Origin of the sequence: Methanolobus sp. WCC1 (assembly GCF_045690315.1) — an archaeon.
Lineage (GTDB): Archaea > Halobacteriota > Methanosarcinia > Methanosarcinales > Methanosarcinaceae > Methanolobus > Methanolobus tindarius.
On the sequence record NZ_CP146979.1, the window covers coordinates 882,442 to 908,008 of the forward strand.

Annotated in this window: 23 protein-coding genes; 15 read left to right on the plus strand and 8 right to left on the minus strand. The window is 41.9% G+C overall.

Annotation, left to right across the window (positions count from 1 at the left end):
• The first annotated feature begins 11 nt into the window (after window positions 1-11).
• The 3 genes from groL (at window position 12) to clpB (ending at window position 5,063) form a co-directional block, all read left to right on the plus strand.
• Window positions 12-1,619 carry a chaperonin GroEL gene (gene groL / locus V7O61_RS04490; RefSeq protein WP_407282614.1) on the plus strand — a complete coding sequence of 536 codons (1,608 nt, stop codon included), beginning with the start codon at window positions 12-14 and terminating at the stop codon, window positions 1,617-1,619.
• 181 nt (window positions 1,620-1,800) lie between these two features.
• Window positions 1,801-2,262, plus strand: a complete 462-nt coding sequence (locus tag V7O61_RS04495; RefSeq protein ID WP_288069565.1) for an Hsp20/alpha crystallin family protein — start codon at window positions 1,801-1,803, stop codon at window positions 2,260-2,262.
• Between the two features lie 185 nt (window positions 2,263-2,447).
• Window positions 2,448-5,063, plus strand: coding sequence for an ATP-dependent chaperone ClpB (clpB, locus tag V7O61_RS04500; RefSeq protein ID WP_407282613.1), 2,616 nt, complete (start codon window positions 2,448-2,450; stop codon window positions 5,061-5,063).
• A 78-nt stretch (window positions 5,064-5,141) separates the two neighbouring features.
• On the opposite strand, the gene V7O61_RS04505 is transcribed toward clpB, so the two are convergent.
• From V7O61_RS04505 to V7O61_RS04515, 3 genes are all read right to left on the minus strand, one after another.
• Window positions 5,142-5,648 carry a DUF1638 domain-containing protein gene (locus V7O61_RS04505; protein WP_407282612.1) on the minus strand — a complete coding sequence of 169 codons (507 nt, stop codon included), beginning with the start codon at window positions 5,646-5,648 and terminating at the stop codon, window positions 5,142-5,144.
• The gene (locus V7O61_RS04510; RefSeq protein WP_407282611.1) at window positions 5,649-5,945 is read right to left on the minus strand and encodes a hypothetical protein; all 297 of its coding nucleotides are present in this window, start codon (window positions 5,943-5,945) and stop codon (window positions 5,649-5,651) included.
• A gap of 102 nt (window positions 5,946-6,047) precedes the next feature.
• Window positions 6,048-6,245, minus strand: a complete 198-nt coding sequence (locus V7O61_RS04515) for a hypothetical protein (RefSeq protein ID WP_407282610.1) — start codon at window positions 6,243-6,245, stop codon at window positions 6,048-6,050.
• A gap of 224 nt (window positions 6,246-6,469) precedes the next feature.
• On the opposite strand from V7O61_RS04515, the gene V7O61_RS04520 reads away from it, so the two are divergent.
• Together V7O61_RS04520 and V7O61_RS04525 are read left to right on the plus strand one after the other, a co-directional pair.
• Window positions 6,470-7,258: a TrmB family transcriptional regulator gene (locus V7O61_RS04520; RefSeq protein ID WP_407282609.1), complete on the plus strand. Its 789-nt coding sequence runs from the start codon at window positions 6,470-6,472 to the stop codon at window positions 7,256-7,258.
• 85 nt (window positions 7,259-7,343) lie between these two features.
• Window positions 7,344-8,999, plus strand: a complete 1,656-nt coding sequence (locus V7O61_RS04525; protein WP_407347448.1) for an ABC1 kinase family protein — start codon at window positions 7,344-7,346, stop codon at window positions 8,997-8,999.
• Window positions 9,000-9,202: 203 nt separating this feature from the next.
• Here V7O61_RS04525 and V7O61_RS04530 read toward each other — a convergent pair whose 3' ends face one another.
• Entirely contained in the window at window positions 9,203-10,060 is an 858-nt protein-coding gene (locus tag V7O61_RS04530) for a TrmB family transcriptional regulator (RefSeq protein WP_407282607.1), read from the minus strand.
• 272 nt (window positions 10,061-10,332) lie between these two features.
• Here V7O61_RS04530 and V7O61_RS04535 point away from each other — a divergent pair, with 272 nt between their 5' ends.
• Window positions 10,333-11,481: a helix-turn-helix domain-containing protein gene (locus V7O61_RS04535; RefSeq protein ID WP_407282606.1), complete on the plus strand. Its 1,149-nt coding sequence runs from the start codon at window positions 10,333-10,335 to the stop codon at window positions 11,479-11,481.
• Window positions 11,482-11,585: 104 nt separating this feature from the next.
• On the opposite strand, the gene V7O61_RS04540 is transcribed toward V7O61_RS04535, so the two are convergent.
• Window positions 11,586-12,440 (minus strand): TrmB family transcriptional regulator, encoded by an 855-nt coding sequence (locus V7O61_RS04540; protein WP_407282605.1) that lies wholly within the window; start codon window positions 12,438-12,440, stop codon window positions 11,586-11,588.
• 62 nt (window positions 12,441-12,502) lie between these two features.
• Entirely contained in the window at window positions 12,503-13,363 is an 861-nt protein-coding gene (locus V7O61_RS04545) for a TrmB family transcriptional regulator (protein WP_407282604.1), read from the minus strand.
• 196 nt (window positions 13,364-13,559) lie between these two features.
• On the opposite strand from V7O61_RS04545, the gene V7O61_RS04550 reads away from it, so the two are divergent.
• The 9 genes from V7O61_RS04550 to V7O61_RS04590 all read left to right on the plus strand — a co-directional run bounded on the left by V7O61_RS04550 (window position 13,560) and on the right by V7O61_RS04590 (window position 23,782).
• On the plus strand, window positions 13,560-13,748 hold the full coding sequence (locus tag V7O61_RS04550) for a hypothetical protein (protein ID WP_407282603.1): 189 nt from the start codon (window positions 13,560-13,562) through the stop codon (window positions 13,746-13,748).
• A gap of 436 nt (window positions 13,749-14,184) precedes the next feature.
• Window positions 14,185-14,337 (plus strand): hypothetical protein, encoded by a 153-nt coding sequence (locus V7O61_RS04555; RefSeq protein ID WP_407282602.1) that lies wholly within the window; start codon window positions 14,185-14,187, stop codon window positions 14,335-14,337.
• Between the two features lie 731 nt (window positions 14,338-15,068).
• Window positions 15,069-17,321, plus strand: a complete 2,253-nt coding sequence (locus V7O61_RS04560; protein ID WP_407347477.1) for a hydrophobe/amphiphile efflux-3 (HAE3) family transporter — start codon at window positions 15,069-15,071, stop codon at window positions 17,319-17,321.
• The gene (locus tag V7O61_RS04565; RefSeq protein ID WP_407282600.1) at window positions 17,318-18,445 is read left to right on the plus strand and encodes a COG1361 S-layer family protein; all 1,128 of its coding nucleotides are present in this window, start codon (window positions 17,318-17,320) and stop codon (window positions 18,443-18,445) included. The genes V7O61_RS04560 and V7O61_RS04565 overlap by 4 nt, the downstream gene beginning before the upstream one ends.
• A 4-nt stretch (window positions 18,446-18,449) precedes the next feature.
• Window positions 18,450-19,562, plus strand: a complete 1,113-nt coding sequence (locus tag V7O61_RS04570) for a COG1361 S-layer family protein (protein ID WP_407282599.1) — start codon at window positions 18,450-18,452, stop codon at window positions 19,560-19,562.
• Between the two features lie 55 nt (window positions 19,563-19,617).
• Window positions 19,618-20,412, plus strand: coding sequence for a TrmB family transcriptional regulator (locus tag V7O61_RS04575; RefSeq protein WP_407282598.1), 795 nt, complete (start codon window positions 19,618-19,620; stop codon window positions 20,410-20,412).
• Between the two features lie 11 nt (window positions 20,413-20,423).
• Window positions 20,424-21,770, plus strand: coding sequence for a PGF-pre-PGF domain-containing protein (locus V7O61_RS04580; protein ID WP_407282597.1), 1,347 nt, complete (start codon window positions 20,424-20,426; stop codon window positions 21,768-21,770).
• Between the two features lie 69 nt (window positions 21,771-21,839).
• Entirely contained in the window at window positions 21,840-22,886 is a 1,047-nt protein-coding gene (locus V7O61_RS04585; RefSeq protein ID WP_407282596.1) for an AI-2E family transporter, read from the plus strand.
• A gap of 200 nt (window positions 22,887-23,086) precedes the next feature.
• Window positions 23,087-23,782 carry a DUF169 domain-containing protein gene (locus V7O61_RS04590; RefSeq protein ID WP_407282595.1) on the plus strand — a complete coding sequence of 232 codons (696 nt, stop codon included), beginning with the start codon at window positions 23,087-23,089 and terminating at the stop codon, window positions 23,780-23,782.
• Window positions 23,783-23,855: 73 nt separating this feature from the next.
• On the opposite strand, the gene V7O61_RS04595 is transcribed toward V7O61_RS04590, so the two are convergent.
• Window positions 23,856-24,851, minus strand: coding sequence for a radical SAM protein (locus tag V7O61_RS04595; RefSeq protein WP_407282594.1), 996 nt, complete (start codon window positions 24,849-24,851; stop codon window positions 23,856-23,858).
• A 35-nt stretch (window positions 24,852-24,886) separates the two neighbouring features.
• Entirely contained in the window at window positions 24,887-25,558 is a 672-nt protein-coding gene (locus V7O61_RS04600; RefSeq protein WP_407282593.1) for an MBL fold metallo-hydrolase, read from the minus strand.
• Window positions 25,559-25,567 lie beyond the last annotated feature (9 nt).

Consider the following 25,567-nt stretch of genomic DNA (forward strand, 5'->3'; position numbering starts at 1 on the left):
GAGGAATATCTATGTCAAAACAGATAATGTTTGATGAGGATGCACGTAAAGCATTGTTAAGTGGTGTAGATAAAGTAGCAAATACTGTAAAGATCACCCTTGGTCCCAAGGGTCGTAATGTTGTCCTTGACAAGCCGGGCAGTCCGGTTGTAACCAATGATGGTGTTACCATTGCCAAAGAAATAGAACTTAAAGACAAGTTCGAGAACATGGGTGCAAAGCTTGTAAAAGAGGTCGCATCAAAAACCCAGGATAATACAGGTGATGGAACAACCACTGCAACCTTGCTTGCACAGTCAATGATAAAAGAGGGACTAAAGAACATCAGTGCTGGTGCAAATCCAATTGAAGTCAAGAAAGGTATTGAAAAGGCAACCGAAAAGGTTGTTGCAAGCCTCAGGGAAAAGAGTAAGGATGTAAAGGATAAAGAAAAGATCCTCCAGGTTGCAACTATCTCAGCAAACAACGATGAAGTCGTTGGCGAGTTCATTGCGGATGCAATGGAGAAGGTAGGATACAATGGTGTAATCACAGTTGAGAATTCCAAGACCATGGAAACACACCTTGAAGTTGTTGAAGGTATGCAGTTTGACCGTGGTTTTGTGTCACCATACATGGCAACAGACCCTGAAAAGATGACCTGTGAGTTCGAAGAGCCGTACATCTTAATTACAGACCGCAAGATCACAACCATGAACCAGATAATTCCTGTGCTTGAAAAGGTCGCCAAGGAAGGCAGGCCACTTGTCATGATCGCACAGGATGTCGAAGGCGATGCGCAGGCCGCATTGATATTAAACATAATCCGCGGTTCACTGCGTGTATGTGCAGTGAAGGCTCCGGGATTCGGGGACGAGCAGAAAGCCATGCTTGAGGATATCGCAATCCTTACAGGTGGTATGGTGATCAGCGAAGATAAGGGGATGAAGATCGAGGAATTCGCAGAACACATGCTCGGAACAGCACGCAAGGTCAACATCGACAAAAATAAGACAACAATCATTGAAGGTAAGGGTGACAAAGCTGATATTGAAAAGAGAATGCAGCTTATTGAGTCACAGATCAATGTCACAGATGCGGAGTTCAAGAAAAAGGAACTCAAGAAGCGTCTTGCAAAACTTGGCGGCGGTGTAGCTGTCATCAAGGTGGGAGCTGCAACAGAAACCGAACTCAAGGAAAAGAAGATGAGGATCGATGATGCCCTAAATGCTACAAAAGCTGCCGTTGAGGAAGGTGTGGTCACTGGCGGAGGAATTTCCCTTTTCCGTGCAACTACTGTGCTTGAAGACCTCAAACTTGAAGGCGAACAGGATATTGGTCTTAAGATCGTCAAACGTGCACTGGAAGAACCTATCCGCCAGATCTCACTGAATGCCGGAAAAGATGGCGCAGAGATAATTGCTCAGATAAGGGGTGAATCCAATGAACAATATGGTTACAACGCAAAGACTGACGCGTTCGAAGATCTCTTTGAAGCAGGAGTCATTGATCCGACAAAGGTTGTCAGAAGCGGATTACAAAACGCTGCATCCATTGCAGCTATGATCCTGACTACTGAGGCCGTTGTAGCTGACTTTGATGATGAGAAAGATGATAAGACACCTGCGATCATAATTTGATCGCACTCTTATCTTTACTTTCTTATCTTTATTCATTCAACAAATATCCACAAAAGAAAATAAGAGGTGAAGAACAGACATTTCAAATTTGATTATAATTCATAGCAATTAAAAAAAAAAGATTGTACAGCCGGACGAACAAAGAACAGCAAAATATCCATGAGATAAAAGGAGTGATAGTATGAGATTTGGTCTGACAAAAGTGACACCTGCAAGGGGAGGATTATGGAATCCAATGGAAGAGATTGTGCAGATGCAGGACATGTTAAACAACATGTTCAAAGAGAGAAGTTTCGGGGACAGATGGTCAGAAGCCGGAATACTTGCACCACTTGTGGATGTAAAGGATGAAGGTTCCGAATTAATTGTGACCACCGATCTCCCGGGAGTTGAGAAAGGTGATGTTGACCTTGATGTCAGTGATAATATGCTGACAATATCTGCAAAACGCAATTCAAGCACCGAGGAAAAAGAAGAAGGTTACCTTAGAAGAGAAAGAACATACAGTTCATTCTCAAGGACTGTGAGCTTACCAGGCACAGTTTCTGCTGAAGGTGCCAGAGCAAAATTAGATAATGGTGTGCTTAGCGTTACGTTGCCAAAAATGCAGATTGAAGAAAATAAAAAGATACTCATCGAATAGATGGGGTCCATACACGAGTAACAAATCCTGTATAGCTCTGGCTATGGCCACTTGCTATCAGGTGTTTTATTTTACTCATTCCGGGTTGGACATGACCCTCAAAAACGTGTCAGGTATCAAAAAAGATTTAAGTTAAACATTCAAAAATAAAAATGGGAAATGTCAATCCCGGGGAGTTTATAATTATGGATCTTAACCGTTTCACACAAAAAGCCCAGGAAGCAATCCAGGGCTCAAGTACAATTGCTGCAAGATACAGAAACCAGCAGATAGACTGCGAGCACATGTTGCTTGCACTGCTGGAGCAGAGCGGAGGACTGGTAACAACCTTACTTCAGAATATGGAAGTACCGGTAGACCGCGTAAAGGAAAAAGTTGAAGCCCAGCTTGCAAACCTGCCACAGGTCTCAGGTCCGGGAGGGGATCAGGTCTACATGACCCAGACCATGAGGCGTGTCCTTGATGCAGCTTCACAGGAAGCAGGCAAGATGAAAGATGAATACGTGAGTGTCGAGCATCTCCTGCTTGCCATGGTGGAAGAAAAGGACAGTCAGTGTGGCAAGATACTTGCAAGCGAAGGCGTAACACGTGCCAGAATCCTTGAAGCAATAAAGCAGGTAAGGGGGAATAGAAGAATTACCTCAGAAAATCCGGAAGACACAATGGAACCACTGAAGAAGTACGGAATTGATTTCACAGAACTTGCATCACAGGGTAAGCTTGACCCGGTTATTGGAAGAGATCAGGAGATCAGGCATTCAGTTGAGATCCTTTCCCGCCGCAGAAAGAACAATCCTGTACTCATTGGTGAAGCTGGAGTGGGTAAGACTGCAATTGTAGAGGGGCTTGCACAGCGTATTGCTAAAAAGGATGTTCCTGATGCCATGAAGGACAAGCGTATCATTGCCCTTGATATGGGTGCATTGATAGCCGGTGCAAAGTTCCGTGGTGAGTTTGAGGAAAGGCTCAAGGCAGTGCTTAAGGAAGTAGCAGATTCCGAAGGTCAGATCATTCTCTTTATCGATGAAATTCACACAATCGTAGGTGCAGGTGCAACTGAAGGTGCAATGGATGCAGGAAATCTCCTCAAGCCAATGCTTGCACGTGGTGAACTTCACTGTATTGGTGCAACAACCGTTGATGAATACCGTAAATACATCGAAAAGGATGCTGCACTTGAACGCAGGTTCCTGCCGGTATTTGTTGAACAGCCAACTGTAGAAGATACGATTTCCATCCTTCGTGGACTGAAGGAGAAGTATGAGGTACACCATGGTGTACGTCTTAAGGACTCTGCACTTGTGGCTGCTGCTATCATGAGTAACCGTTATATTGCAGACAGGTTCCTGCCTGACAAGGCTATCGACCTTGTGGATGAAGCTGCTGCAAAGAAGAGAACTGCAATTGACAGTAAGCCAGCAGAACTCGATGAAGCAGACCGTAAGATAATGCAGCTTGAAATTGAGCGAGAAGCACTGAAGAAGGAAAAGGATGCAGCTTCCAAGGACCGTCTGGAGATCCTTGAGAAGGAACTTGCAGACATCAGGGCTGAATCAGATGCAATGAGGGCAAGATGGGATCGTGAGAAGGAAGCCATTTCAAAGCTCGGTTCACTGAAGCAGGAGATAGAGGACACTAAGGTTCAGCTTGAACTTGCCGAGAATGACAACAACCTTGAACTCGCATCCAGGCTGAAGTACGGGACTCTCATCCCACTACAACACCAGTATGCTGAAGAGGAAAAGCTGCTTCAGGAAATGCAGGGTGAGATGCTCCTGAATGAGGAAGTCGGTGAAGAGGATATTGCCGATGTTGTCAGCCAGTGGACTCACATACCTGTGACAAAACTAATGGAAGGACAGCGTGAGAAGCTTGTTCACTTTGAGGACAACCTGCACAACCGTATCATCGGCCAGAGTGAAGCTGTCAGGGCTGTTGCTGATGCAGTGATACGTAACTACGCAGGAATCAAGGACCCGAGACGTCCGATTGGAAGTTTCATATTCCTTGGACCGACAGGTGTTGGTAAGACCGAGCTTGTAAAGGCTCTTGCAGCAGAGTTGTTCGACGATGAGAACAACATGGTGCGTATTGACATGTCCGAGTATATGGAAAAGCACACTGTTGCTAGAATGATCGGTGCACCACCTGGTTATGTGGGATACGATGAAGGAGGACAGCTCACAGAGGCAGTACGCAGAAGACCCTATTCAGTTGTGCTCTTCGATGAGATCGAGAAGGCACATCCGGATGTGTTCAACGTCATGCTGCAGATCCTTGATGACGGTCGTCTGACAGATTCCAAGGGCAGGACCGTGGATTTCAAGAACACGCTGATAATCATGACATCTAACATCTTTGCAGGTGATCTCACTGAAGTGCTGAGGTCTGCTGAGGATGAACAGGATGTGGATTATGCAACCCTGCAGATGCGTGCAATGTCAGAGCTTGGAAAGTTCTTCAGGCCGGAGTTCCTCAACCGTGTGGATGAGATCGCTATCTTCCACGCACTGAAGCCGGAGGAACTTGTCAGGATCGTTGATATCAAGGTTGTGGATCTTGCTGAGAGACTCAGGGACAAGCGCATTACTCTTGACCTTACGGATGCTGCAAAGGCATATCTTTCAAAGTCCGGATACAGCGAAACCTTCGGTGCAAGGCCGCTTAAAAGGGTCATTCAGAACGAGGTTGAGACAAGGATCGCAAAGCTTATTGTTGCAGGCGAGGTGCCGGAAGGTTCTACCGTGCACGTTGACAGCAACGGTGCCGAGCTGCTTGTGGATGTAAGGTCTGCTGAGTGAAGTGTCATATAGAAAAGATAAACAGAATTATTTCCGGTTGCCATTGTGCAACCGGGAAATTGATTTTTAGAGTTAGTTCTATGCCTGCAATTTTATCTCATCCTTAATTGAAAAGTAGCATTTCTCAAAAATTACCTGATTGCCTTTTACTTCAAATGTGCTGTATCCGAACATTTTTGCAAACTCATCTATCTTTTCATCAAAGTCTTTTACGTATGTAAGGCCGGTGTTTACCTTTGCGACCCTGGAATATCCGGCAAGATCATTGATCATTTTGTCCATCTCGATAGCTTTCTCAGGATCTTTATCGTAATCTACGCCTGAAACATTGAATTCTTTCCATGAATGGGCAAACATAGGTGTGAAAAAGAAAGCCGGTTCCTTACTGTTTTCCTTCAGTAATTTAATGTAGTTTGCCCAGCCTCCTACTGTGGCTCCGATGCAGTCATCTACGATCTTTTCATCATCCCTGAGTATTCTCACGATACAATCGTCTTTTTCAGGGTTGAAATCCTCTTCCACATTGCCAAGGACGTTACCGCAAAGTCCGTAAAAAAGGAGTAATCCGCTGGAAAAAACAGTCATTTATTCTATACACTGGTAAACTTCGGATTTCAGCTTCTTTGGCACCATGTGAAGTGCGAGTTCCCGGATATTTACTACAACCGTAAGCTTTCCTTCGTCAGCATCTTCAAGGATGCCTGGCATCTTTTCAAATGCCACGATTTCGTAAGTAGTGCGCTGTTCGTCAAGTTTTTCCGTAAATTCGGAAATGTTCCCGTTATCTACTATAAGGACGTTGTCAATTTCAGCATCATTGCCCAAAAGCCAGACAAGTTCATCCTGAAGTATTTTACAACTCAGTATGCTCAACACGGTCATTTTCTTCCTCCGGATACATTGATCCTGGGATATCAATTATTCAATTATTCAATATTCGTTAATAATCAAAAAAAAGGTTAGCAGAATTCTGATGAATTCCGCTTATGCCTGTAACTTCTGGCCAGCAGCCTGAAGTGCTCCGCCCATAGCTTTTGCAAGTTCGCAGTTCTCATTGCATTTGCACTGGCAGGTACAGTATTTTGGTACGTTGTCCATCATCCACTGTCCAAGGAATCCAAGGGCTTTGAGTTCTTCCGGGCTGGCATTTTCTACATAGTTGTTGATGTCTTCTAATTCCATGAATTGTCACCAAATAGCAATAAGTCGTGTAGTAATATATACTTAAGCGTTATAATTCTGTACTTAAATTTGAATGGTACAGAAAAATAACCGGATTTCATTGACCAGTTAGCAATTTCATATTTGGAATATTGTTAGTAATTAACTATTTATTTTGTTAGTATTCTAATACTAACAAAAAAGCACATAAAAAATATCTATGAAATTATCGGGGAATCAAAATAATGATGAATAAATTGGTAGAATCACTTCAACAACTTGGTCTTACCTCCTATGAAGCGAAGTTGCTTATCGCACTAACGCAGTACGGTAGCGGAACCGTGGCGGATATCCATGCACTTTCAGGTATACCGCGTTCTGCTGTGTATGGAGTTATCACTAAACTGAACAACAAAGGACTTATTGAGAGCCAGAACACCAAGCCGATGCGTTACAGATCATTGTCTCCTGACAGACTTATTGAGAAGCTAAAAGCGACTTATGAAAATGCTGTGATTTTCTCCCGGGAGCAACTTGAGCTGCTCTACAAAAACCAGGCTGGTACGGAGGAAGAGAATTCTGTATGGAGCATCTCCGGTGTAAAGAAAGTCAATGACAAAATGCTAGAGGTGCTGGAATCATCCAGGGAAGAAATCATCTTTGCATCTTCTTATTCTTCGTTAAATGAAGTAATAAAAGTGTATCCTGTTATGGATGGAATAAAGCAGTTGGTCCGGAAAAAGATCAATGAGGGTGTACAGGTAAAAATTACAGGGCGGGAGAAAAGCCATGTGGGTGATATTGTAGATGATTTTCCTCTGGCGGAGATCAGGACATACAAGACAGCCAAAAGTGCCAGTCCTCTAAAAGGAGGGATGCTTGTAGTCGATAATAGGGAAATACTTGTTATTACTATCCAGGATGATGTTGTTCCTCCTAATCTTACTGCCACATGGTATAATGGCAAAGAACATGCCCGTATTTTCAAACATTTTATTGATGCAGAATGGGACCTCTCTGTTCCAATTAACTAGATTTTTTCTAAAAGTAATGTGGGAAGCATTAGCAGATAATTAATGGGGACTAAACATGAATTTTAAAATATTTCGCAGATACTCAATGGCAAAACGATACAAGAAAATAATCGATATTCTGGTAAAATATGAATTTGATTATCTTGTAGACCTGATGAAACTTCGCCCGTTTCATATTCATAGCTCGAGATCAAAGATATACCATGATTCAGGAACAGGAACACTATCAGGTCCGGAGAGGATGAGAAAAGTCCTTGAAGAACTCGGTCCTACCTATGTGAAACTGGGACAAATACTCAGCGTGCGCAAGGATCTGATACCAGTTGAATATGCTGAAGAGTTCTCAAAACTTCAGGACAATGTTCCTCCATTTGCATTCGAAGATGTTAAACGTATAATTCAGGAAGAGCTGGAAACTCCTCTTGAAGACCTGTTCGAATCATTTGAACGTAGTCCCATTGCAGCTGCGTCTATCGGTCAGGTGCATCTGGCTAAGCTGAAAGATGGCACAAATGTGGTCGTTAAAGTCCAGCGTCCGCAAATCAGGCAGGTAATTGAAACAGACCTTGACATTATGTATAGTCTGGCCAGGCTTGCTGAAGAGCGGATCAGTGCTGCCAGGCATTACAGACCCGTTTCAATTGTGGATGAATTCTCAAGAGCACTACGTGCTGAGATCGATTATACACAAGAAGCTCAAAATATTGAACGCTTTTCTTACAATTTCAAAGATGAAAGGTCAGTCTATATCCCAAAAGTATACTGGGGTTACAGTAGCCAAAAGATCCTGACACAGGAGTATGTGGACGGCATAAAGGCAAATGATTTTGAGACACTTGATAAACTCGGATTTGATCGTGAGAAAATAGCAATGATCGGTTCAAACGCCTTCATGAAGCAGGTTTTTGAAGATGGTCTGTTTCATGCTGATATTCATCCCGGCAATGTTTTCATACTGGACAATGAGACAATTGCACTAATTGATTTTGGCATGGTTGGCCGATTGTCCAATGATCTTCGAAATGGCTTCATTGAGGCTCTGTTCGCAATGACAAAAGGTGATGTGGATCAGTGCATTGAGATCCTCTATGATTTTGATGTTATTGGAACTGATACAAATATCAGGGATTTGAAAAATGATATTGAAATCTTTCTGGATAAATACTACAGCAGATCTTTAAAGCAGATGGATGCAGCCTTACTGATAGGCGATCTGTTCACTATATTGCGAAAACATGAGGCTAAGATCCCGCCGGCAGTTGCTTTACTTCTAAGAGGAACAATTATGATCACGGGATTTGGTTCTCAGCTGATGCCTGAATTTAATCTGGCACAGGTTTTTGAACCACATGCAAAAAAGTATATGAAAAAACGCCTGAATCCAAAGCATATTGCAAGTTCAGCATTAAAGGATGCACCGAAATATTCCCGTGTACTCCATAAAATGCCGATGCAGATATCACATATACTTTCTTTGGCAGAAAAAGGCGAACTACATCTCAAGTTCGAGCATAGTGATCTTGAAAAACTGCCCCGTGAAATAAATGATGCAAGCAACCGCCTTGCGCTTAGTTTAATTGTATCAGCCATAATTGTAGGTTCATCATTGATCATACAAACTGATATGCAGCCACTCTTCTGGGATGTTCCGCTTCTCGGGGTTTTTGGTTTTACGGTAGCTTTCCTCTTAGGGATGAGTTTTGTCATCTCAATTCTCAGGACCGGACGCATTTACAATTAGATTAACTGTTAAACGGAAACAACATGCGATCTCATATTAGGTATATGATACTAATTGCGGAGGAGAATATCGGGCAGGATGGAAAAAAATAGTCCATTGAAAGGTTTTTTCCTGAAAAAAGAATGAAAACAAGAAAGAAAAGCATGATCGAAACAGTTAATATGCCGGAATAAATGGAAAAAGGACCTGAAATAGAAAGAACATTACTCTAATACTGTCTTTTTTCCTCTTGCCCACAAATCATCAAATTTCTTTCTAAGTTTTCCTGCATACTCTTTGTCGATCATCTTCATCTCTCCGAATTTTTCGTTCGGATTCAACGGATCAGGGATTGGTATATAGATCATGTAGTCATCGATTATTGAGAAATCATAGTCAGATTCAAGTATTCTTACTTCGATATTTTCTGACATCGCTTTCTTTATGTCTGCATCATTGGTCGCTTCATATCTTTTCTTCAGGTATATTATAAAGAAATCAGCAGGCAGTAGCATTTTTATCTTAAGGCCTGACTTCGCGGCTTCGATGAACTCATCGGTTATAAGGGGGAGAAGTATATCCAGATTGAAACCTTTAGAGTTGTTATTGTTTTCCATTTCCTCCTTGCTTTTTAAGGACCTTACATCCAGAATCTCTTTTTCAGCTTCATCAAGTGAATTTTTCAGATTTTTGACTATGTCCTCCTCGCCGATCAGGGTCGACCAGAATTTGATCTCTGTGTGATCCGGATAAGTGCTGTCTGAAAAATTATCCTTGAGCTCCGATACTTTCAACCTGAAATTGTCAAGCTCATGTTTTGTTTCCTCTTCTTTTTTGGTGTAGAGGTTATCGAGTGCAACATCAGGCTTTATTGCCCTGTATTTCCTTGGTCTTGATCTCTGGAATTCCACAAGTCCCAGGTTGTTGAGGTTGGAAAGTACTTCGTATATCTTTCCCACAGGTATTCCTGATCTGCGTGAGAGGTCCTGTGCACCTATGATCCCTTCCTTCAGGAGAGTTGCATAGGCAGAGGACTCATATTTTGTAAGTCCCAGATCCCTTAGTAATCTTTCTCTGTCCATATTTTCACTTTTGTAGTTTCATGGAATGAACTGTTCAGTTGATACAATAATCAAAAACTATTAAGATGTTTTCTTTGTATGCATGAACGTATGTATGCATGTACACTGTATGTATATATCTAAACCCTCATCTGCATGACTCATGTGTTCGTTCATTCCTGTTGCTAATGGGGATATTTATTTCAGGGTATATCCCGATTTTAAATCAGCTTAATTTGAATATTTCGAAACATCGATAAAGATTTAATATGTCAGCCACGTGATTATGGGATATGCAGAATGAGCGCAGGACCCGGGTGTACTTCTTCATAACCTTCAGGGCATTGCTGGTGGTTGCAGGGCTGGGTGCTGTATTCAGGGGAGATTGGATCAATTTCATACTATCTCTTTTTGCTCTGCTACTGACATTCTTACCAACGATCATAAAAAAGGAATGGAAATTTGATTTTCCCTCAATATTCGAGACATTGATACTGATATTCATCTACCTGTCTGTGTTTCCTGAAATTGCGGGTCAGTTGCTCCAGGACTACTGGTGGTGGGAAGTCTTTTTGAACGCTCTCTCCACTGTGGTAATAAGTGCCATCACATTTTCACTTGTCTATCTTCTGTTCTGGGAGAGGCAGCCATATTCAGGCATGACTCCGGTGATCATTGCCGTATTTTCTTTCTGCCTTTCATTTACAATGACAACAGCCATGGAAATTTCCTTCTTTGCTCTCGAATCCATGATAGATCTTAATGTGCAGCATTACGAAATAAGTAGTACGGTTTATGATTTCGTCTTCAATCTGTTCCGTAATCTCGTAATAACACTACTGGTGGCATTAGCCGGATTTGTGTATATACGCTACCATGAAGGAAATCTGCTGACCCATTTCGTCACGGAATTCACAAAAAAGAATCCAAATTTCTTCAAACGATTCCATAAGCAGCATAGTTCCTCTGAGGAGATACTTGGATTGATAGCTAATGGAGAGGGAAATACGCTGGAGTTCAAATCCACGCTCAGGACAAATCTGCACACTTCCAAGCCTGATAAACGCATTGAATATGCGATAACAAAAACGATAGTGGCCTACCTGAACTCAGATGGTGGATCTCTGCTTGTGGGTGTTTCAGATGACGGCAGCATTCTGGGAATTGAAGAGGATAACTTTCAGAACAATGACAAATTCAATCTGCATTTCACAAATATGTTCGGACGTGACATCGGAAATGAGTTTCTTCCCTATATAAACGCAGAACTGGTAAACGTTCAGGACAAATTTGTGCTGAGGGTGGACTGCAGCCCAAGTGATAATCCTGTATTCCTGAAGGAGGATGCTACGGAGATTTTCTATATTCGCTCGTCGGCAGCCACCATCGAGATATCAGGCCGCAAGCTCTTAGAGTACATCAACAGCAGATTCAGGGTATAATGATATTGGTCTGTATGTCTGGCATGATGGGATCTGATCTGATGCAAAAATGGCAAGGATAGAAAAATAAAAAATGAAAAATATGAACAAGATAAAGTGTTAAGTTATTCCAGTATCGTCTTTTTCCCTCTTTCCCATAATTCATCAAACTGCTTTCTGAGTTTTCCTGCGTACTCTTTATCGATCATTTTCAGTTCTCCGAATATTTCATTTGGATCAAGTGGATCCAGGATCGGGATGTATACTATATAATCATCAATTATCGCAAAATCGTAGTCAGTTTCAAGTATTCTGATTTCTATATTTTCTGACATTGCTTTCTTTTCATCTGCGTCTTTGATAGTTTCATATCTTTTCTTCAGGTAATTTGTGAAAAAATCCGCAGGCAGGATAATTTTTATCTTGATTCCTGTTTTTGCTGCTTTGATGAATTCATCAGTTGCAAGGGGAAGAATGATATCCAGATTGAAGTTCTTCTGTTTTTTGTTATTCATTACTTCTTTTACCTTTAAAGGTAGGACGTTAACAATCTCTTTTTCGGTTTCATCCAGCGTGTTTTTCATATTCTTGACTATATCTTCCTCGCCGATCAGAGTTGACCAGAATTTGACTTCTGTGTGATCCGGGTAATGGCTATCGGAGAAATTGTCCTTGAGTTCCGATATCTTATGCTTGAAATTCTCAAGTTCATGTTTTGTTTCCTCTTCTTTTTTGGTGTAGAGGTTGTCAAGTGCAACGTCAGGTTTTATCGCCCTGTATTTTCTGGGTCTTGATCTCTGGAATTCCACAAGCCCTATGTTGTTGAGGCTGGAAAGTACTTCGTATATCTTTCCTACAGGTATGCTCGATTTGCGTGAAAGGTCCTTTGCGCCTATGATCCCTTCCTTCAGGAGGGTTGCATAGGCGGATGATTCGTATTTTGTTAATCCCAGGTCCCTTAGTAAGCTTTCTCTGTTCATATTTCCACTCTTGTGTAGTTTTTATAGGAGTAAAATGTTTATTAAACAAATCAGATCGTGTGTTATTCCAGCATCGTCTTTTTTCCCCTTGCCCAGAGCTCATCGAACTGCTTTCTGAGTTTCTCTGCGTACTCTTTGTCAATCATCTTCAGTTCCCCAAACAGTTCATTTTGATTCAGTGGATTCTGGATTGGGATATATGTTATATAGTCATCAATTATCACAAAATCATAGTCTGATTCAAGTATTCTAACTTCTATATTTTCAAGCATTATTTTCTTAACATCTGCATCTTTGCTTTCATCATATGTTTTCTTCAGATGAATTGCAAAGAAATCGGCAGGCAAGATCATTTTGATTTTTATTCCAGTTTTCGCAGCTTTGATAAATTCATCGATCACAAGAGGAAGAATAACATCAGGATTAAAGTTCTTATGTACATAGCACTTGTTTTCCATTGCCCTTTTTACATTCATGCCTTTAATATGAAGTATCTCTTTTTCAGTTTCATCCAGTGTGTTCTTTATGTTCTTGACTATATCTTCCTCTCCAATCAGTGTTGACCAGAACTTAACCTCCGTGTGATCCGGATACGCGTTGTCTGAAAAATTATCTTTTAGTTCTGATATCTTATGCTTGAAATTCTCAAGTTCGTGTTTTGCTTCCTCTTCTTTTTTAGTGCAGAGGTTGTCGAGTGCAACATCCGGTTTTATCGCCCTGTATTTTCTGGGTCTTGATCTCTGGAATTCCACAAGCCCTATGTTATTGAGGCTGGAAAGTACTTCGTATATCTTTCCTACAGGTATGCTCGATTTGCGTGAAAGGTCCTGTGCGCCTATGATCCCTTCCTTCAGGAGGGTTGCATAGGCGGATGATTCGTATTTTGTTAATCCCAGGTCCCTTAGTAAGCTTTCTCTGTTCATATTTCCACTCTTATGCAGTTTTTATGGGGGTGAAATGTTTATTACGGAATAAACAAAACAACTAATAAGATGTTTTCTTTTAGCTATATAGTTTTGCTATATTTTAAAAGGACAACTTTATATGCAAAGAACACATCGTCTAACTTGACGATACATAGTCAGGTATTTGTAACAAGCAATCAAAAGGTGTCCTAAGATGGGATCAAAATCACCCTCCTCTCAGAAAACAGAATCTTCTGTTGATATTTTAAAGGCTCATATAGATGAATTATCTATCAAGCATCTTGGAGATGACTGGATCAACGAAAACAAAGTGGAATTAGGTCCGTTAATGGAAGACCAGGATTCCAGGATACGTTCCAGTCCTGTTTACAGGAATGTCTGAGTCATATACCTGATCTTAAATTCCTGGTAAACCTGTGCCTGCTTTAATAAAATAAGAATTTCATATATTTATTTGTATATACAGATATTTTGTATATTACGAATATGATCATTTATCATCTCAGATGAAATGATTGTATTCATCTGTTGATCCTAAAGTTTCTAGCTTTTTTGTTATTTCCACTGGCATTTACAAAAAAGGTTAAACCCGACGATTAATCAAAAGACTTATCTACTAAAAAGGCAATCAGTAGTTTGAGTACAATCAACAACACGTTTTTGTGTTTGTTAGTACCACCTATCCAACCCCCCCAACCGAGACATCCTTGTCGGGATGTCTCACCCTGTTTTTCTGATGAATTACTCTAACAGATAAAACTCAGTATTTGCAAAATTCCTGCTAATTCTGATTCTGTAGAATCCCTTCCATGCCATGAATGAGTAAAATTATCCCGGAGAGTCCGGTAAAGCCGGTCGATGCAAAAAGCTGGAACATGATCGATCGCATTCATGATCGCACGAACGATGCAGATGAGAATCTCTGTAAATTAGTTTTCCATTTTTGCCATGATTATACTGTTTATTCGTGACAAATATTCATGTTTGTCGATTTATAGAAAGGTTTATCTACTAAAAATTCCTATTATGGAATTGTATACCACCACCAACATGCAAATCATGTGTGTTAGTACAACTCTATCCACCCCCAACCGAGACATCCGGAAATAGGATGTCTCACCCCTCTCTTTTTTTTGTGTTCATTTAATTTATTGAAACAGGGTTCTGTAGATTTCTTATGTAATTATCAACATTTGTCAGTAATAGTGAATTGCTTTTTTGAATCCATAGCGAGATTTGTGGTTCATATATCAGGAATAATCCACAGGACCTGCCACAATACCATTTATCAAAGTGCTTATATATTATGCAGATATACGTATTCAAACATGTCGATAAATAGTCGAACATTGCGCAACGTAGAAAGTTCTCCATTATTAACAATTAATAATGGCTCTGATAATAGAGGCGCTATTTAGAGTAATTACGCATCCAGGTCCGGTGATTATTTTACTCAGGCAATTAACTTGACCAATCAATCACACTTAATTCCAGTTTATTTAAGGGTAAAATCCTTAAATACTAAAATTGCAATTAAAACAACTAATTAAGAGTTTTATTATTAAAATAAGAATAAGGAGAGTTAAACATTAAAAATATCTTTGAAAAACTGGGTGTTTTCGTTGAAGACAATACGATCCCAATCCTGTTGATCGCATTTCTTCTCATGCTAATATCATTTCAGGGTGCCCAGTACATAGGTATGGCATCAGGAACTGATACCTTTGTGGACAAGAACTCTCAGTTATACCAGAATTATGATCACCTTTATCTAAATCTCTTTGGCACCGAATCCATCGTAATAATGGTGGAAGGCAGCGATGTAACAAATCCTGAACTTCTCAAGGCCATGGATCGGGCATACGAGTCTGCGGTTAACATTCCCGGGGTGATTCAGGTAGGTTCTCCGTCGTCTGTCATCAAAGATGTAAATTTCCAGATGACCGGGGAAAGTAAGATTCCCGATGATGAGGCAGTAATTGATGAAATAATCAGTTCGTCGGTCCCGACCTATTTCATGCCAGATGAGACGCATGCAACAATGACTGTGGTAGTTGAAGCTACAGCCTCTGATAGTACGAAAGAGGAGATACTCAGGGAAACCAGGACAGCTATCGAACTGGCCAATTTCCCGGGAGATTATACCATCATTGTAACCGGTGATCCTGCTTTCATGGTAGACATGAACAAGGAGATGAATTCCAGTATGGGTACTTTGCTTATGATCTCTGTTCTTCTCATGGTAATCGTCCTGTACCTTGTCTTCAAACATGTAAGATGGAGACTTCTTCCACTCCCTATAGTCATACTTGGTATCATTTTCACTTTTGGTGCCATGGGTTACATGGAAATCCCCCTGACAATGGTTTCCATGGCTGCCTTCCCGGTACTTATCGGACTTGGTATCGATTATGCTATCCAGTTCCATAATCGTATTGAAGAGGAGCTGGAAGAAGGATACTCTGACGAAGAAGCAGTAATAGATACTATCAAACATACCGGTCCGGCAGTACTTATTGCACTTATAATAACTGCACTTGGTTTTGTTTCACTGCTTACATCCACTGTTCCGATGATACAGGATTTCGGAAAACTCCTGATGATCGGTATTGTGATGTGTTTCCTATCATCGATATTCGTAGGAATCACAGTATTATATGGTTTCCACAAGCTATCAGAGAAGAATATCCTGGCAAAGCTTGGATTGAAAAAATCATCTGCTAACAAGAAAGTGGTCTCCCATGAAACGGTTGAAACTGAACCGGATTTCCTGGAAAAGGCACTCAAGGGAATATCTACTTTCTCAATGCATAATCCAATACTGATCATTGCAATTGCAAGTACCCTCTGTCTTGCCGGATTTGCTGCTGACACCATGGTCCCTATCCAGACGGATACTGAAACTTTTGTACCTCAGGATATGCCCGCATTGATCGACCTGATGCACATGAGTGATATTTTGGGCTCCGAGGATCAGTTGAATTTATTGGTAAAAACTGATGATACCACTGATCCTGAATTGCTGAAGTGGATAGACGAGTTCTCTCAACATGAAGTGGATGGGAGAAACAGCATTTATGGTTCAAGCAGCATTGTTGATCTGGTCAAGGCTCAGAATGGCGGAACCATTCCGGACAGCTCGGAAGAAATTGCCATGATCTATGAGCAGTTACCTGATACTCAGAAGGATAGTTATCTTCACGGAAATTCCATAGTTCTGGTAAATCTTGAGATTGGCAATGCAATGGATGGACTTGGACTTGAGGGTATCGAAGAACTTAGCAATGTGGTAAAAGAAGATATAACCTGGATGGCACCACCTCCGGGAACTACAGCGATCATTACCGGTAACTCAGTCATCTTTGTCGAAGTGATAGATGCTCTGACATCCGGCAGGGTCATGATGACATTGCTTGGAGTAGTACTGGTATTTGCAGGCCTGCTCGTGATATACCGTGATCTGCTAAAGGCTTCGACCCCGGTAATAACCATGATGATGGTTATCGGCTGGTCCGGGGGCTTCATGTATGCCACTGGTCTGGAGTACACGCCAATGACAGCGACCCTTGGTGCACTGATACTTGGTGTGGGTTCGGAATATGCTATCCTGATGATGGAACGTTATTTCGAGGAGAAGGAGAAAGGCGCTGATCCCGAAGAGGCAATGAAAGAAGCCAGTGTGAAGATCGGAAAGGCTATTGTCACATCCGGTGCAACCACAGTATTTGGTTTCTCTGCGCTGATAGCATCACCATTCAGCATTACCAGCAACTTTGGCCTGGTCACAGTTATGAATGTTATAATGGCTCTGCTGGCCACATTTGTGATCTTCCCACCTGTAATTGTCACACTTGACAAGTTCAGGGAAAAGAGAAGGGCAAATGCAGCAGGCAACGGAAGTGAACTAATCGATACACATGAATCAAACACCATTCCGGAGGTTACAACCGCATGAATGGCACATTCAAAGAAATTAACAAATCAAAATTGTACATTATCCCCTCAGTGGTATGTATTCTTCTTGTAGCTGCCTTTGTGCTGATGCCTTCGGCAGCCGCAAAGGAATACCTGCCACCAACTTATGAATACACGAATGACTACTACAAGGCTTACGGGGAGCCAGACATATATGCTTCGGTTCTCGGAGATACGGAATTCGACCGTGGTGAGACAGCCCATATAAATGTCGTACTATCCAACAAGGGTGTACTTTATGGCATCAAACCCGGCACTTTTATCGACACTTCCGGATCTGCTCACCAGTTATCTCTTACGGAGTTGCAGTATGAAACTCAGAGAACTACCGCATACGGGATCAAAGCAAGTCTTGTATCTTCCACCGACCTGGTAAAGGTTGATGCTGCTACAAGCAGCCAGACACTGGATGAATTGCTTCCGGGTGATCTGTCTAAAAACCCTTTCAGCTTCACGGTCACGATCTCGGACAATGCTCCTGCAGGAGTATATGTTCTGGAAATGCCATTGAGCTATGAGTATGTGCAGAATGTCAGAATGACCGGCGGCGAAGCTATCAGGCTTGGTATGCCGGATCTGGACCATGCAAAATATTACGAGACAGTGGAGCAAACTATCCAGATACCTGTCATCGTAATGCCTGAAGCTAAATTCCATATCAGTAGTGTGGCAGGGAACCTGACCGCAGGCAACACTGATACTGTCAACATAACCTATACCAATGTAGGTGAACTTCCTGCAGAAGATGCGGTTGCAAGACTCATAGTCATGAGTCCGCTGAGTACCGACAAGTCAATGAAGTCGATTGGCACGGTGCTTCCAGGGGAAAGCAGGACCGTATCATTTGATATTAGTTCTGATTTCATGGCAGTTGAAAAGAACTATGGAATTGACAGTGAGATCAAATATATTGATGAAGACGGTGAGACCGCTTTTTCAGAGAATATGAAAATAAATGTGGATCTTAAACAACCTGAAAACCAACTTAACATAACAGGTCTTGCAATTGCAGGACTTGTGATTATGGGAATAGTACTGATTATCAAAAATAGAAGAAAGAATGGATCGGACGGATCAGAGGAATCCGAGGATCGATCGGAGTGATCTTATGAAAGTTATCAATATTAAAAGAATAGTTACAGCATCAATACTGATGATGGTGCTCATGGCACTTCCTGTGCATGCTGATGAAATGACAACAGTGGACCTGGAACTCCCGGAGTACTTCAATTTCGATGACAACTACTATACTGTATTCGGCGGTCCTGATGTAACTGCAACCCTGGTAGGGGATAATGAATTCTCACGCGGTGATGAAGTAACCCTCAATGTCAACCTGATGAACAAGGGTGTTGTGACAGGTTTCGAATCAGATGACGAAGCAGACGACACCTCTGATCTTGAACAGAAGATCCAGCAGACTGAAATGGGTTATGAGGCCCAGAGGACAACTGCTATCGGTATCGTTGCAATGCTTGTATCCGAAGATCCAAATGTAAGAGTGAAATCAGGTCCTCAGGAAGCAGGTACCCTTGCATCCGGTGAACAGACCGGATCTCCCGTCTCTTTCAACATCGAAGTATCCAATAATGCTCCTGCAGGAGAATATCCTCTCAGCCTGCAGATGTATTACGGATACCAGGAAAATGTCCAGATAGACGGTGACAATGAAACAAGCCTTGGTATCACTAATATGGAAGTAGGACTCTGGTACGCAGTCGGTCAACAGGCACAGGATCTTACTATTATTGTAGAAGATGAAGCCGATTTCGAAGTTGTCAATGTGACCGGTGAAATGGTAGCTGGTAGTGAATCCCTCCTGCGTGTTATTTACCAGAACACAGGAGAAGAAGCCGTCAAGGATGCCACTGTCAGGATAAGTGCCGATGATCCGTTCAGCACAACCGATGACCAGTCCTTCCTTGGTTCAATTGCACCAGGTGAGACTGCAGAGGCAGTATTCAAACTGAAGGTGGACGAAACAGCTGTGGCAAAGAACTATGCCATCAACAGTGAGATCAAGTATGAAGACGCTGACGGACACAGCCAGATATCCGACACTGTAAAGATCCAGACCGAAACCCTTCCTGCAGGCTCTTCAGGCTCAGGTATGGGTCAGTACATCGGGATACTGGTAGTTGTAGTGATACTTGCGGTTGCGTTTGTAGGTTTCAGGAGATACATGGGTAACAAAGAAGGAAATAACGAAAAAGAGGAGTGATCCTCTTTCTTTTATTTCTTATTTTTAGTGGGAGGCAGATACTATTCCTGTTGTTTTGACATCTCTTCAGAATCTTGGTTTCACATCATACGAGGCAAAAGTATACGCGGCTCTTGTGAAGAACGAAAGTGCCACGGTATCGGAATTACATCTTGACTCCGGAGTGCCCAATTCTGCCATATATGGCGCACTTAAAAAACTGGAGAAAAGGGGCATTATAGAGTTCCAGAACACAAAACCCATGCGCTACAGATGTATCCCTCCGGAGTCTGCCATTGCAAAACTGAAACGTGATTATTCTGAGGAATGTGACTCGGTTCTTGAACAACTACATGATCTCTACGATGAGTCTTCTGAAAAAAATACAGAGGAGCTTATGTGGACCATCAATGGTGTCAGGAATGTGATGGACAAGGCTATGCAGATGCTGGAAGGTGCTCAAAAGGATATTCTTATGCTCAGTGCCTCAACACCGTTCAGCATTATCGTGGAAAAATACGGCATACTCAAAAAGGATTACAGAAATGCTATTGGGCTCTTCAACAGGAAAACAGCTGATGAAGGGGTAAGGATCAGGATCATTAGTTCCAGTGAGGAAGAGGCCAAAATGCTCTACAATATGGTCCCTCTTGCTTCTATAAGGGTAAATTCAACGGAAAACCTTCCTCTGGATCTGAAAGGTTTTGTCCTTGTTGTGGATAATTCGGAGATGCTCATGGATATCATCAAAGAGGATGATGGTGAGACTGATCTGACTGCAGTGTGGACCAACGGAAAAGAATTCTCTGTCACAATATCCCATTTGCTGGATGCAAAATGGGAAACATCCAAAAACTATGTTCCGGTATGAGGTGAACTATCTTGAGAAAAGCTGAGAAAACTACAGATATGCATGCATTTTCCCATGCATTTTTGTTTACATCCCTGTTTACGATCATTTTTGGATTGGTATTGATCCCGGCTTCTGCAGCTGCCGGTCCCACATTCGATCCGCTTGCACAGTCCCAGTCAGTTTCGACCACAGGATCGCTGGACTTCTCAGTATCTGTAGCTGATGCTTCAGACATTGTATGGATCCGGGACGGTAGTATAGTAAAGCAGAGTCTTTCAAGCACTGTTTCTTCCTATTCTTTTTCCGAGGATGAAGCCTCAGTCTATAACTTAACTTCAGTAGTTTACGGGACCGATGATACCTGGACCAAGGTCTGGGATGTAAATGTCGTACCTGCATTCAATGTCAGTTTTTCACCGGATGAGACCGTACTTACTTCCCGGCTGGATCGCGTACCGGAATTTTCCGTGAATATCAGTGAAGGTTCAGATATCAGATGGTACCTGGATGATGAACTTCTCAATACTTACAGCGACGTAAATTATTCCGATTATACTCCATCTCTCTCCGAAACCGGTAACTACAGTATCCAGGTTCATGTTTCCAATGTCAATGGTACTATCCGGAATCAATGGTACTGGCTTGCCACATCAACTCCCACACAGATCATGTCAGGTGGCAGTGGAGGAGGAAGTTCTTCATCCTCTGTGATGTCAGGTGAGGATTATAAAAACATCAAGTTCAAAGATGTCAGGATGCAGGTTGTTAACAAGGATTCAACAACAAAATTCATGTTCCCGGATGTGATAAATCCGGTGGATTCCATTGAATTCAGATCGGATATCAATGCCGGTTATGTGAAGACCACTGTCGAAGTCCTGAATTCCATATCATCTTCCGTATCCAAAAAACCGGATAACGAGGTTTATTCGTATTTGAATATCGCTCTGGGGAAGAAGGGTCTGGAGAATAAACTGGAAGATACCCGCATCATCTTCCGTGTCAACAAATCCTGGGTGAATGAGAATGACATTGATGTTGACTCTGTCAGGCTGAACATGTTCAGTGGTTCTAACTGGAAAACTTTCCCTGTTAAGATACTGCATGAAAGTGATGATGATATCACGTTCGTTTCAACAACTGCTAAATTCGGTAACTTTGCCATAACAGGACAAAGTAATAGGAGTGAAGATGCTGCTGATACCGATGTAGTGGTTATTGACATGGGTGGAAATACGGCGACAGGTGACTCCAGCGCCGGAATGAACGGCGGTTCTGACTCAGTAAATCCTGCATCAGAAAATGAGAATGTCCTTAGTTCCGTATTGAGGTCAATGACTGAATTGTTCGTGCAAAGAAACCCGGTGAGCAGCTAAGTTCCCTACTTATGCTGCATCATTATATATTTTAACCATTATGAGCTACTATGTACCACAGGTAATTCCATGCCACTAACAACCAATTCTACAGTATGGAGGATAATATTCTCCATTTTTATATTCCTGACAGCTATCTTTGTCATACTTTTCCATTTTCAGGATCTGTTCATCGTTCTTATCATGGGTTTCATTCTTGTAATGGCCACTGACAAGATCCTGGTGGAATTCGATAAAAGGTTTGGGCACAAATCCTTATGGACCAAAAGAATATATGCGATCATAATTCTGCTAGCTTCTTTATTCGCATGTTATCTGTTTATAATGGGTCAGCTGGCTGACATAGGTTCCCTGCTGACCAGTCCGCAGGATGAATATGATGCCGGTATATCCAGTATCTTTTCAGAGTATGGGCACCTTTTATCTACTCCTGATGGTAAACCTATTCTTTCTGATGAGCAGTTAAGATCCATTGGAAATTCTATGTTCAGTTCTATTTCTGATATTCTCTCAAAATTATCCTATTTCATCTTCACCGGAGTACTCATCATACCTTTGATATTCAAGAGTTATTTTTCAAAGAAGAATGTGATGATGAAAGAATTCATCGAATTATTCCCTGTAAAGTATCAGGATTGTGTGGATTCATCGATAAGGGATATCAAGAACAGGCTTCGTGATTATTTCTCAGCCAAGATACTTGAAAGTGTCATAGTAGGGATCATATGTTGTATCGGGTTTTATTTTTCAGGCATCAATGGATGGTTCTTCCTGGGTGCCCTTGCAGGATTGCTTAATATAGTACCTTATGTTGGCCCGATAATCGGTGCCGTTCCCGCAGTGATCGTAGCTTTCATTGTCAGTCCGACCACTGCATTATACGCAATTATCACCGTTGTTATTGCTCAGCTTGTAGATAATCTCTATCTGATACCCTATATGATATCAGGCAAGGTCAATGTGAATCCTTTGCTGAGTATTCTGCTGACCCTTACATTTGCCAGCATGTTGGGTGCCCTGGGTATGATACTTGCAATTCCGATATACATTGTTTACAAGGTTGCATTGACAGAGTTTTACCAGGAACTCCTGAAAATATATCCTGATGATGGGTGAGAGGTGTTTGTGATCTATATCACAAAACATCTTTCTAAAATTATAATCCTGGTTCACAGGCGTGAACTAAATATGGCGCTGTAATGTGTTTTTAACTCTTAATTGATAGTAAGCTTGATATATCAGTTGTGCATTGTATATGCACATCCATTGGATATAATCCAAAAAATGAATGATTTTCTTTTACAGGAGATACCATAATGAACAACGAAGATATTCAGAAATATGGTAACGAACTCAGAGACATACTTCAAATGAATACATCACCGGTTGCTGTCCTTCTCGTCAAGGCAGATGAAAAGATTCCAAAAGGCATCCCACGCATAGATGAAACTGTCAGGCACTGCCAGATGGTGGATAATGTAAGAAGACTGGGTAAGCCTTTCTATGCAACCCTTGAAGACCACCAGTGTAAAGGTGGAGCTGCTGTAATGGGTTTAGTTGAGATGAGTCCGAAGCTCAGATCCGGTGAGCTTTACTACAACCTGAACCACTTTGCAACCGTTGATTCTGCAAGAACTACCATGGAGAATGTCCCCATGGTGGAAGCAAATTCCATTAAAGCTGTTGTTTACGCTCCACTTGAGAAGGCTACTTTCAAGCCGGACGTCGTTCTTATAATCGCAAATCCAAGACAGGTAATGCAGCTTTCACAGGCCCTGCTCCACAAGGACGGCGGACGTGTGAAATCAGGATTTGCAGGCAAGCAGAGTATCTGTGCAGACGGTGTTTCTTACCCATACCTTACAGGTGAGGCCGGTGTAACAGTAGGATGCAGCGGAAGCAGGAAATACACCGAGATCCAGGACGAGGAATTGATCATGAGTGTGCCTGTGGACATGCTGGCACAGCTTGTTGAATCCGCAAAAACGATGTTCGGCTCTTTCGCCTGCTGATAGTTTTGCTTTAATTTCATTGTTCAGATTCAGTACTTTACGTACTGAATTCCTATTTTTTTAGATTAAACTTTCAGCTTGCTTTGTAGTACTTCTGCTCTTTGATATCGATTTCTTTGATGCTGTCAGCTGAAGCCAGTTTTTCAATAATGGGTTTAAGCTTCCCCTCATCAATTCCAAGTGAGGCGGATATCTGTTTGAAAGTACAGGGTCTTCTCAGGATCAGGTCATATACCTCTTCTTCAAGGTTACCGTGTTTCATAACGGACCGGGAACGCCTTAATCCCTTGAGCACCAGTTTTACACGTTCTTCTCCAAACTCCTTCTCAAATTCCAGGGCAATTTTCCTTAATCTCTCTTCAGGTACAGGAACAATATATTTTTCAGCAGGAGGCCTGCTTACAGAGAGTATCTCTATCTCATCAGGATCGATTTCCTTTAAGACCTCTTTTAGTTTCCCGATCTCTTTCTCCGTGTGATTGACAGGGAAATCAATATTGGTATCCTCACTGACATCAACCAGCATTACTTCAATTCCAAGTTTTGGATGTTTATCCATTCTTCTGATCTCTTTAAGGCCGTTGATAATGTCCTCAAGTCTTATGCCTTCGGCAGGCCTGTTGATAGCCTGGAAGGTCTTTTCATAACCGGAAACCAGGGTTGCTACCAGCAGGTCTGCATCTGCAAGATTCTCACGAACTTCCCGATTGCCAAGAAGGGATGAATTTGTAATAACACAAACCGGATGAGTGCTTATTTCCTTCACTTTCCTGATCATCTCTCCCAGTAAGGGATTTAATGTGGGTTCACATGTGCCTGAAAAAGTGATATAGTCCAGGTTCTCGATATTCTTATGATATGTGCGAATGCCTTCCACGATCTCATCAGGTGTTACAATACCTTCAGGTTCATCTGTTCCTGTTATTTTTTTGGGAACATGCCCAAGCTGGCAATAGACACAATCATAATTACAATTCTTCTTAGTATCCGCTGTTTTGATAGCATCAACACCAAGTGACCTTCCAAGCCTTCGGGAAAGTAAGGGTCCGTAAACGATTCTTTTAGCCATATTGAACTTCCGGTTTTATTTCTTCATGATCAGGTTCAGAGTTCCATAGTAAACCCTGCAAATATCTCCCGGAATTTATCCGGATACATTTTCCTTATCACATCTTTATGCGATGTGCAGTGCCCGGCTCCAACGATCTGCATGTCTTTGAATATCCCGTATTCCTGGCTGTCATGTAGTCCACCGAAAATGCCGGTGATAGTTCTAAAAGAAGATGCAGCTTCTCTGATCAATAGCATTCCCGGATGGGCACAACCTGTGATTATGTAATTTCCCGATTCACATTCCAGCACAAGGGATTGTTCTTTTATGCCTGTTCCTGGTTTTTCCAGTTCGCCTGTGGTGTATACTTTGTCGCAGATCTTCCGGGGACTGTCCACACCATAGAGTTTTTTATGTATGCGTGAGGTGATCTCTTTTTTAAGACGAGGGGAAAATCCTGATGGGACATATACGTCAACATCCGGATTTACATTAAGGAAAGTTGGCAGACCGCCAATGTGGTCCCAGTGCTGGTGGGAAAGCACAACTGTATCAATGCTCTGTGGGTCTATTCCCAGTTTATCCATGTTCTCAAGAAGCAGGTGACCGTCCCATCCTGTGTCAAAAAGTATATTGTTGGATCCGGTTTCTATGAGGGCGGCAAATCCCCATCCGCATTTGAGTCCTTCCATGGTATTATTGTCATAAACAACTGTAAGTTTCATTCGGAATCT

Bases quoted from the DNA above. Each gene is read 5' to 3' on its own strand.
- groL (WP_407282614.1), top strand. From the start codon at position 12: ATGTCAAAACAGATAATGTTTGATGAGGATGCACGTAAAGCATTGTTA.
- V7O61_RS04495 (WP_288069565.1), top strand. From the start codon at position 1,801: ATGAGATTTGGTCTGACAAAAGTGACACCTGCAAGGGGAGGATTATGG.
- clpB (WP_407282613.1), top strand. From the start codon at position 2,448: ATGGATCTTAACCGTTTCACACAAAAAGCCCAGGAAGCAATCCAGGGC.
- V7O61_RS04505 (WP_407282612.1), bottom strand. From the start codon at position 5,648: ATGACTGTTTTTTCCAGCGGATTACTCCTTTTTTACGGACTTTGCGGT.
- V7O61_RS04510 (WP_407282611.1), bottom strand. From the start codon at position 5,945: ATGACCGTGTTGAGCATACTGAGTTGTAAAATACTTCAGGATGAACTT.
- V7O61_RS04515 (WP_407282610.1), bottom strand. From the start codon at position 6,245: ATGGAATTAGAAGACATCAACAACTATGTAGAAAATGCCAGCCCGGAA.
- V7O61_RS04520 (WP_407282609.1), top strand. From the start codon at position 6,470: ATGATGAATAAATTGGTAGAATCACTTCAACAACTTGGTCTTACCTCC.
- V7O61_RS04525 (WP_407347448.1), top strand. From the start codon at position 7,344: ATGGCAAAACGATACAAGAAAATAATCGATATTCTGGTAAAATATGAA.
- V7O61_RS04530 (WP_407282607.1), bottom strand. From the start codon at position 10,060: ATGGACAGAGAAAGATTACTAAGGGATCTGGGACTTACAAAATATGAG.
- V7O61_RS04535 (WP_407282606.1), top strand. From the start codon at position 10,333: ATGCAGAATGAGCGCAGGACCCGGGTGTACTTCTTCATAACCTTCAGG.
- V7O61_RS04540 (WP_407282605.1), bottom strand. From the start codon at position 12,440: ATGAACAGAGAAAGCTTACTAAGGGACCTGGGATTAACAAAATACGAA.
- V7O61_RS04545 (WP_407282604.1), bottom strand. From the start codon at position 13,363: ATGAACAGAGAAAGCTTACTAAGGGACCTGGGATTAACAAAATACGAA.
- V7O61_RS04550 (WP_407282603.1), top strand. From the start codon at position 13,560: ATGGGATCAAAATCACCCTCCTCTCAGAAAACAGAATCTTCTGTTGAT.
- V7O61_RS04555 (WP_407282602.1), top strand. From the start codon at position 14,185: ATGAGTAAAATTATCCCGGAGAGTCCGGTAAAGCCGGTCGATGCAAAA.
- V7O61_RS04560 (WP_407347477.1), top strand. From the start codon at position 15,069: ATGGCATCAGGAACTGATACCTTTGTGGACAAGAACTCTCAGTTATAC.
- V7O61_RS04565 (WP_407282600.1), top strand. From the start codon at position 17,318: ATGAATGGCACATTCAAAGAAATTAACAAATCAAAATTGTACATTATC.
- V7O61_RS04570 (WP_407282599.1), top strand. From the start codon at position 18,450: ATGAAAGTTATCAATATTAAAAGAATAGTTACAGCATCAATACTGATG.
- V7O61_RS04585 (WP_407282596.1), top strand. From the start codon at position 21,840: ATGCCACTAACAACCAATTCTACAGTATGGAGGATAATATTCTCCATT.
- V7O61_RS04590 (WP_407282595.1), top strand. From the start codon at position 23,087: ATGAACAACGAAGATATTCAGAAATATGGTAACGAACTCAGAGACATA.
- V7O61_RS04595 (WP_407282594.1), bottom strand. From the start codon at position 24,851: ATGGCTAAAAGAATCGTTTACGGACCCTTACTTTCCCGAAGGCTTGGA.
- V7O61_RS04600 (WP_407282593.1), bottom strand. From the start codon at position 25,558: ATGAAACTTACAGTTGTTTATGACAATAATACCATGGAAGGACTCAAA.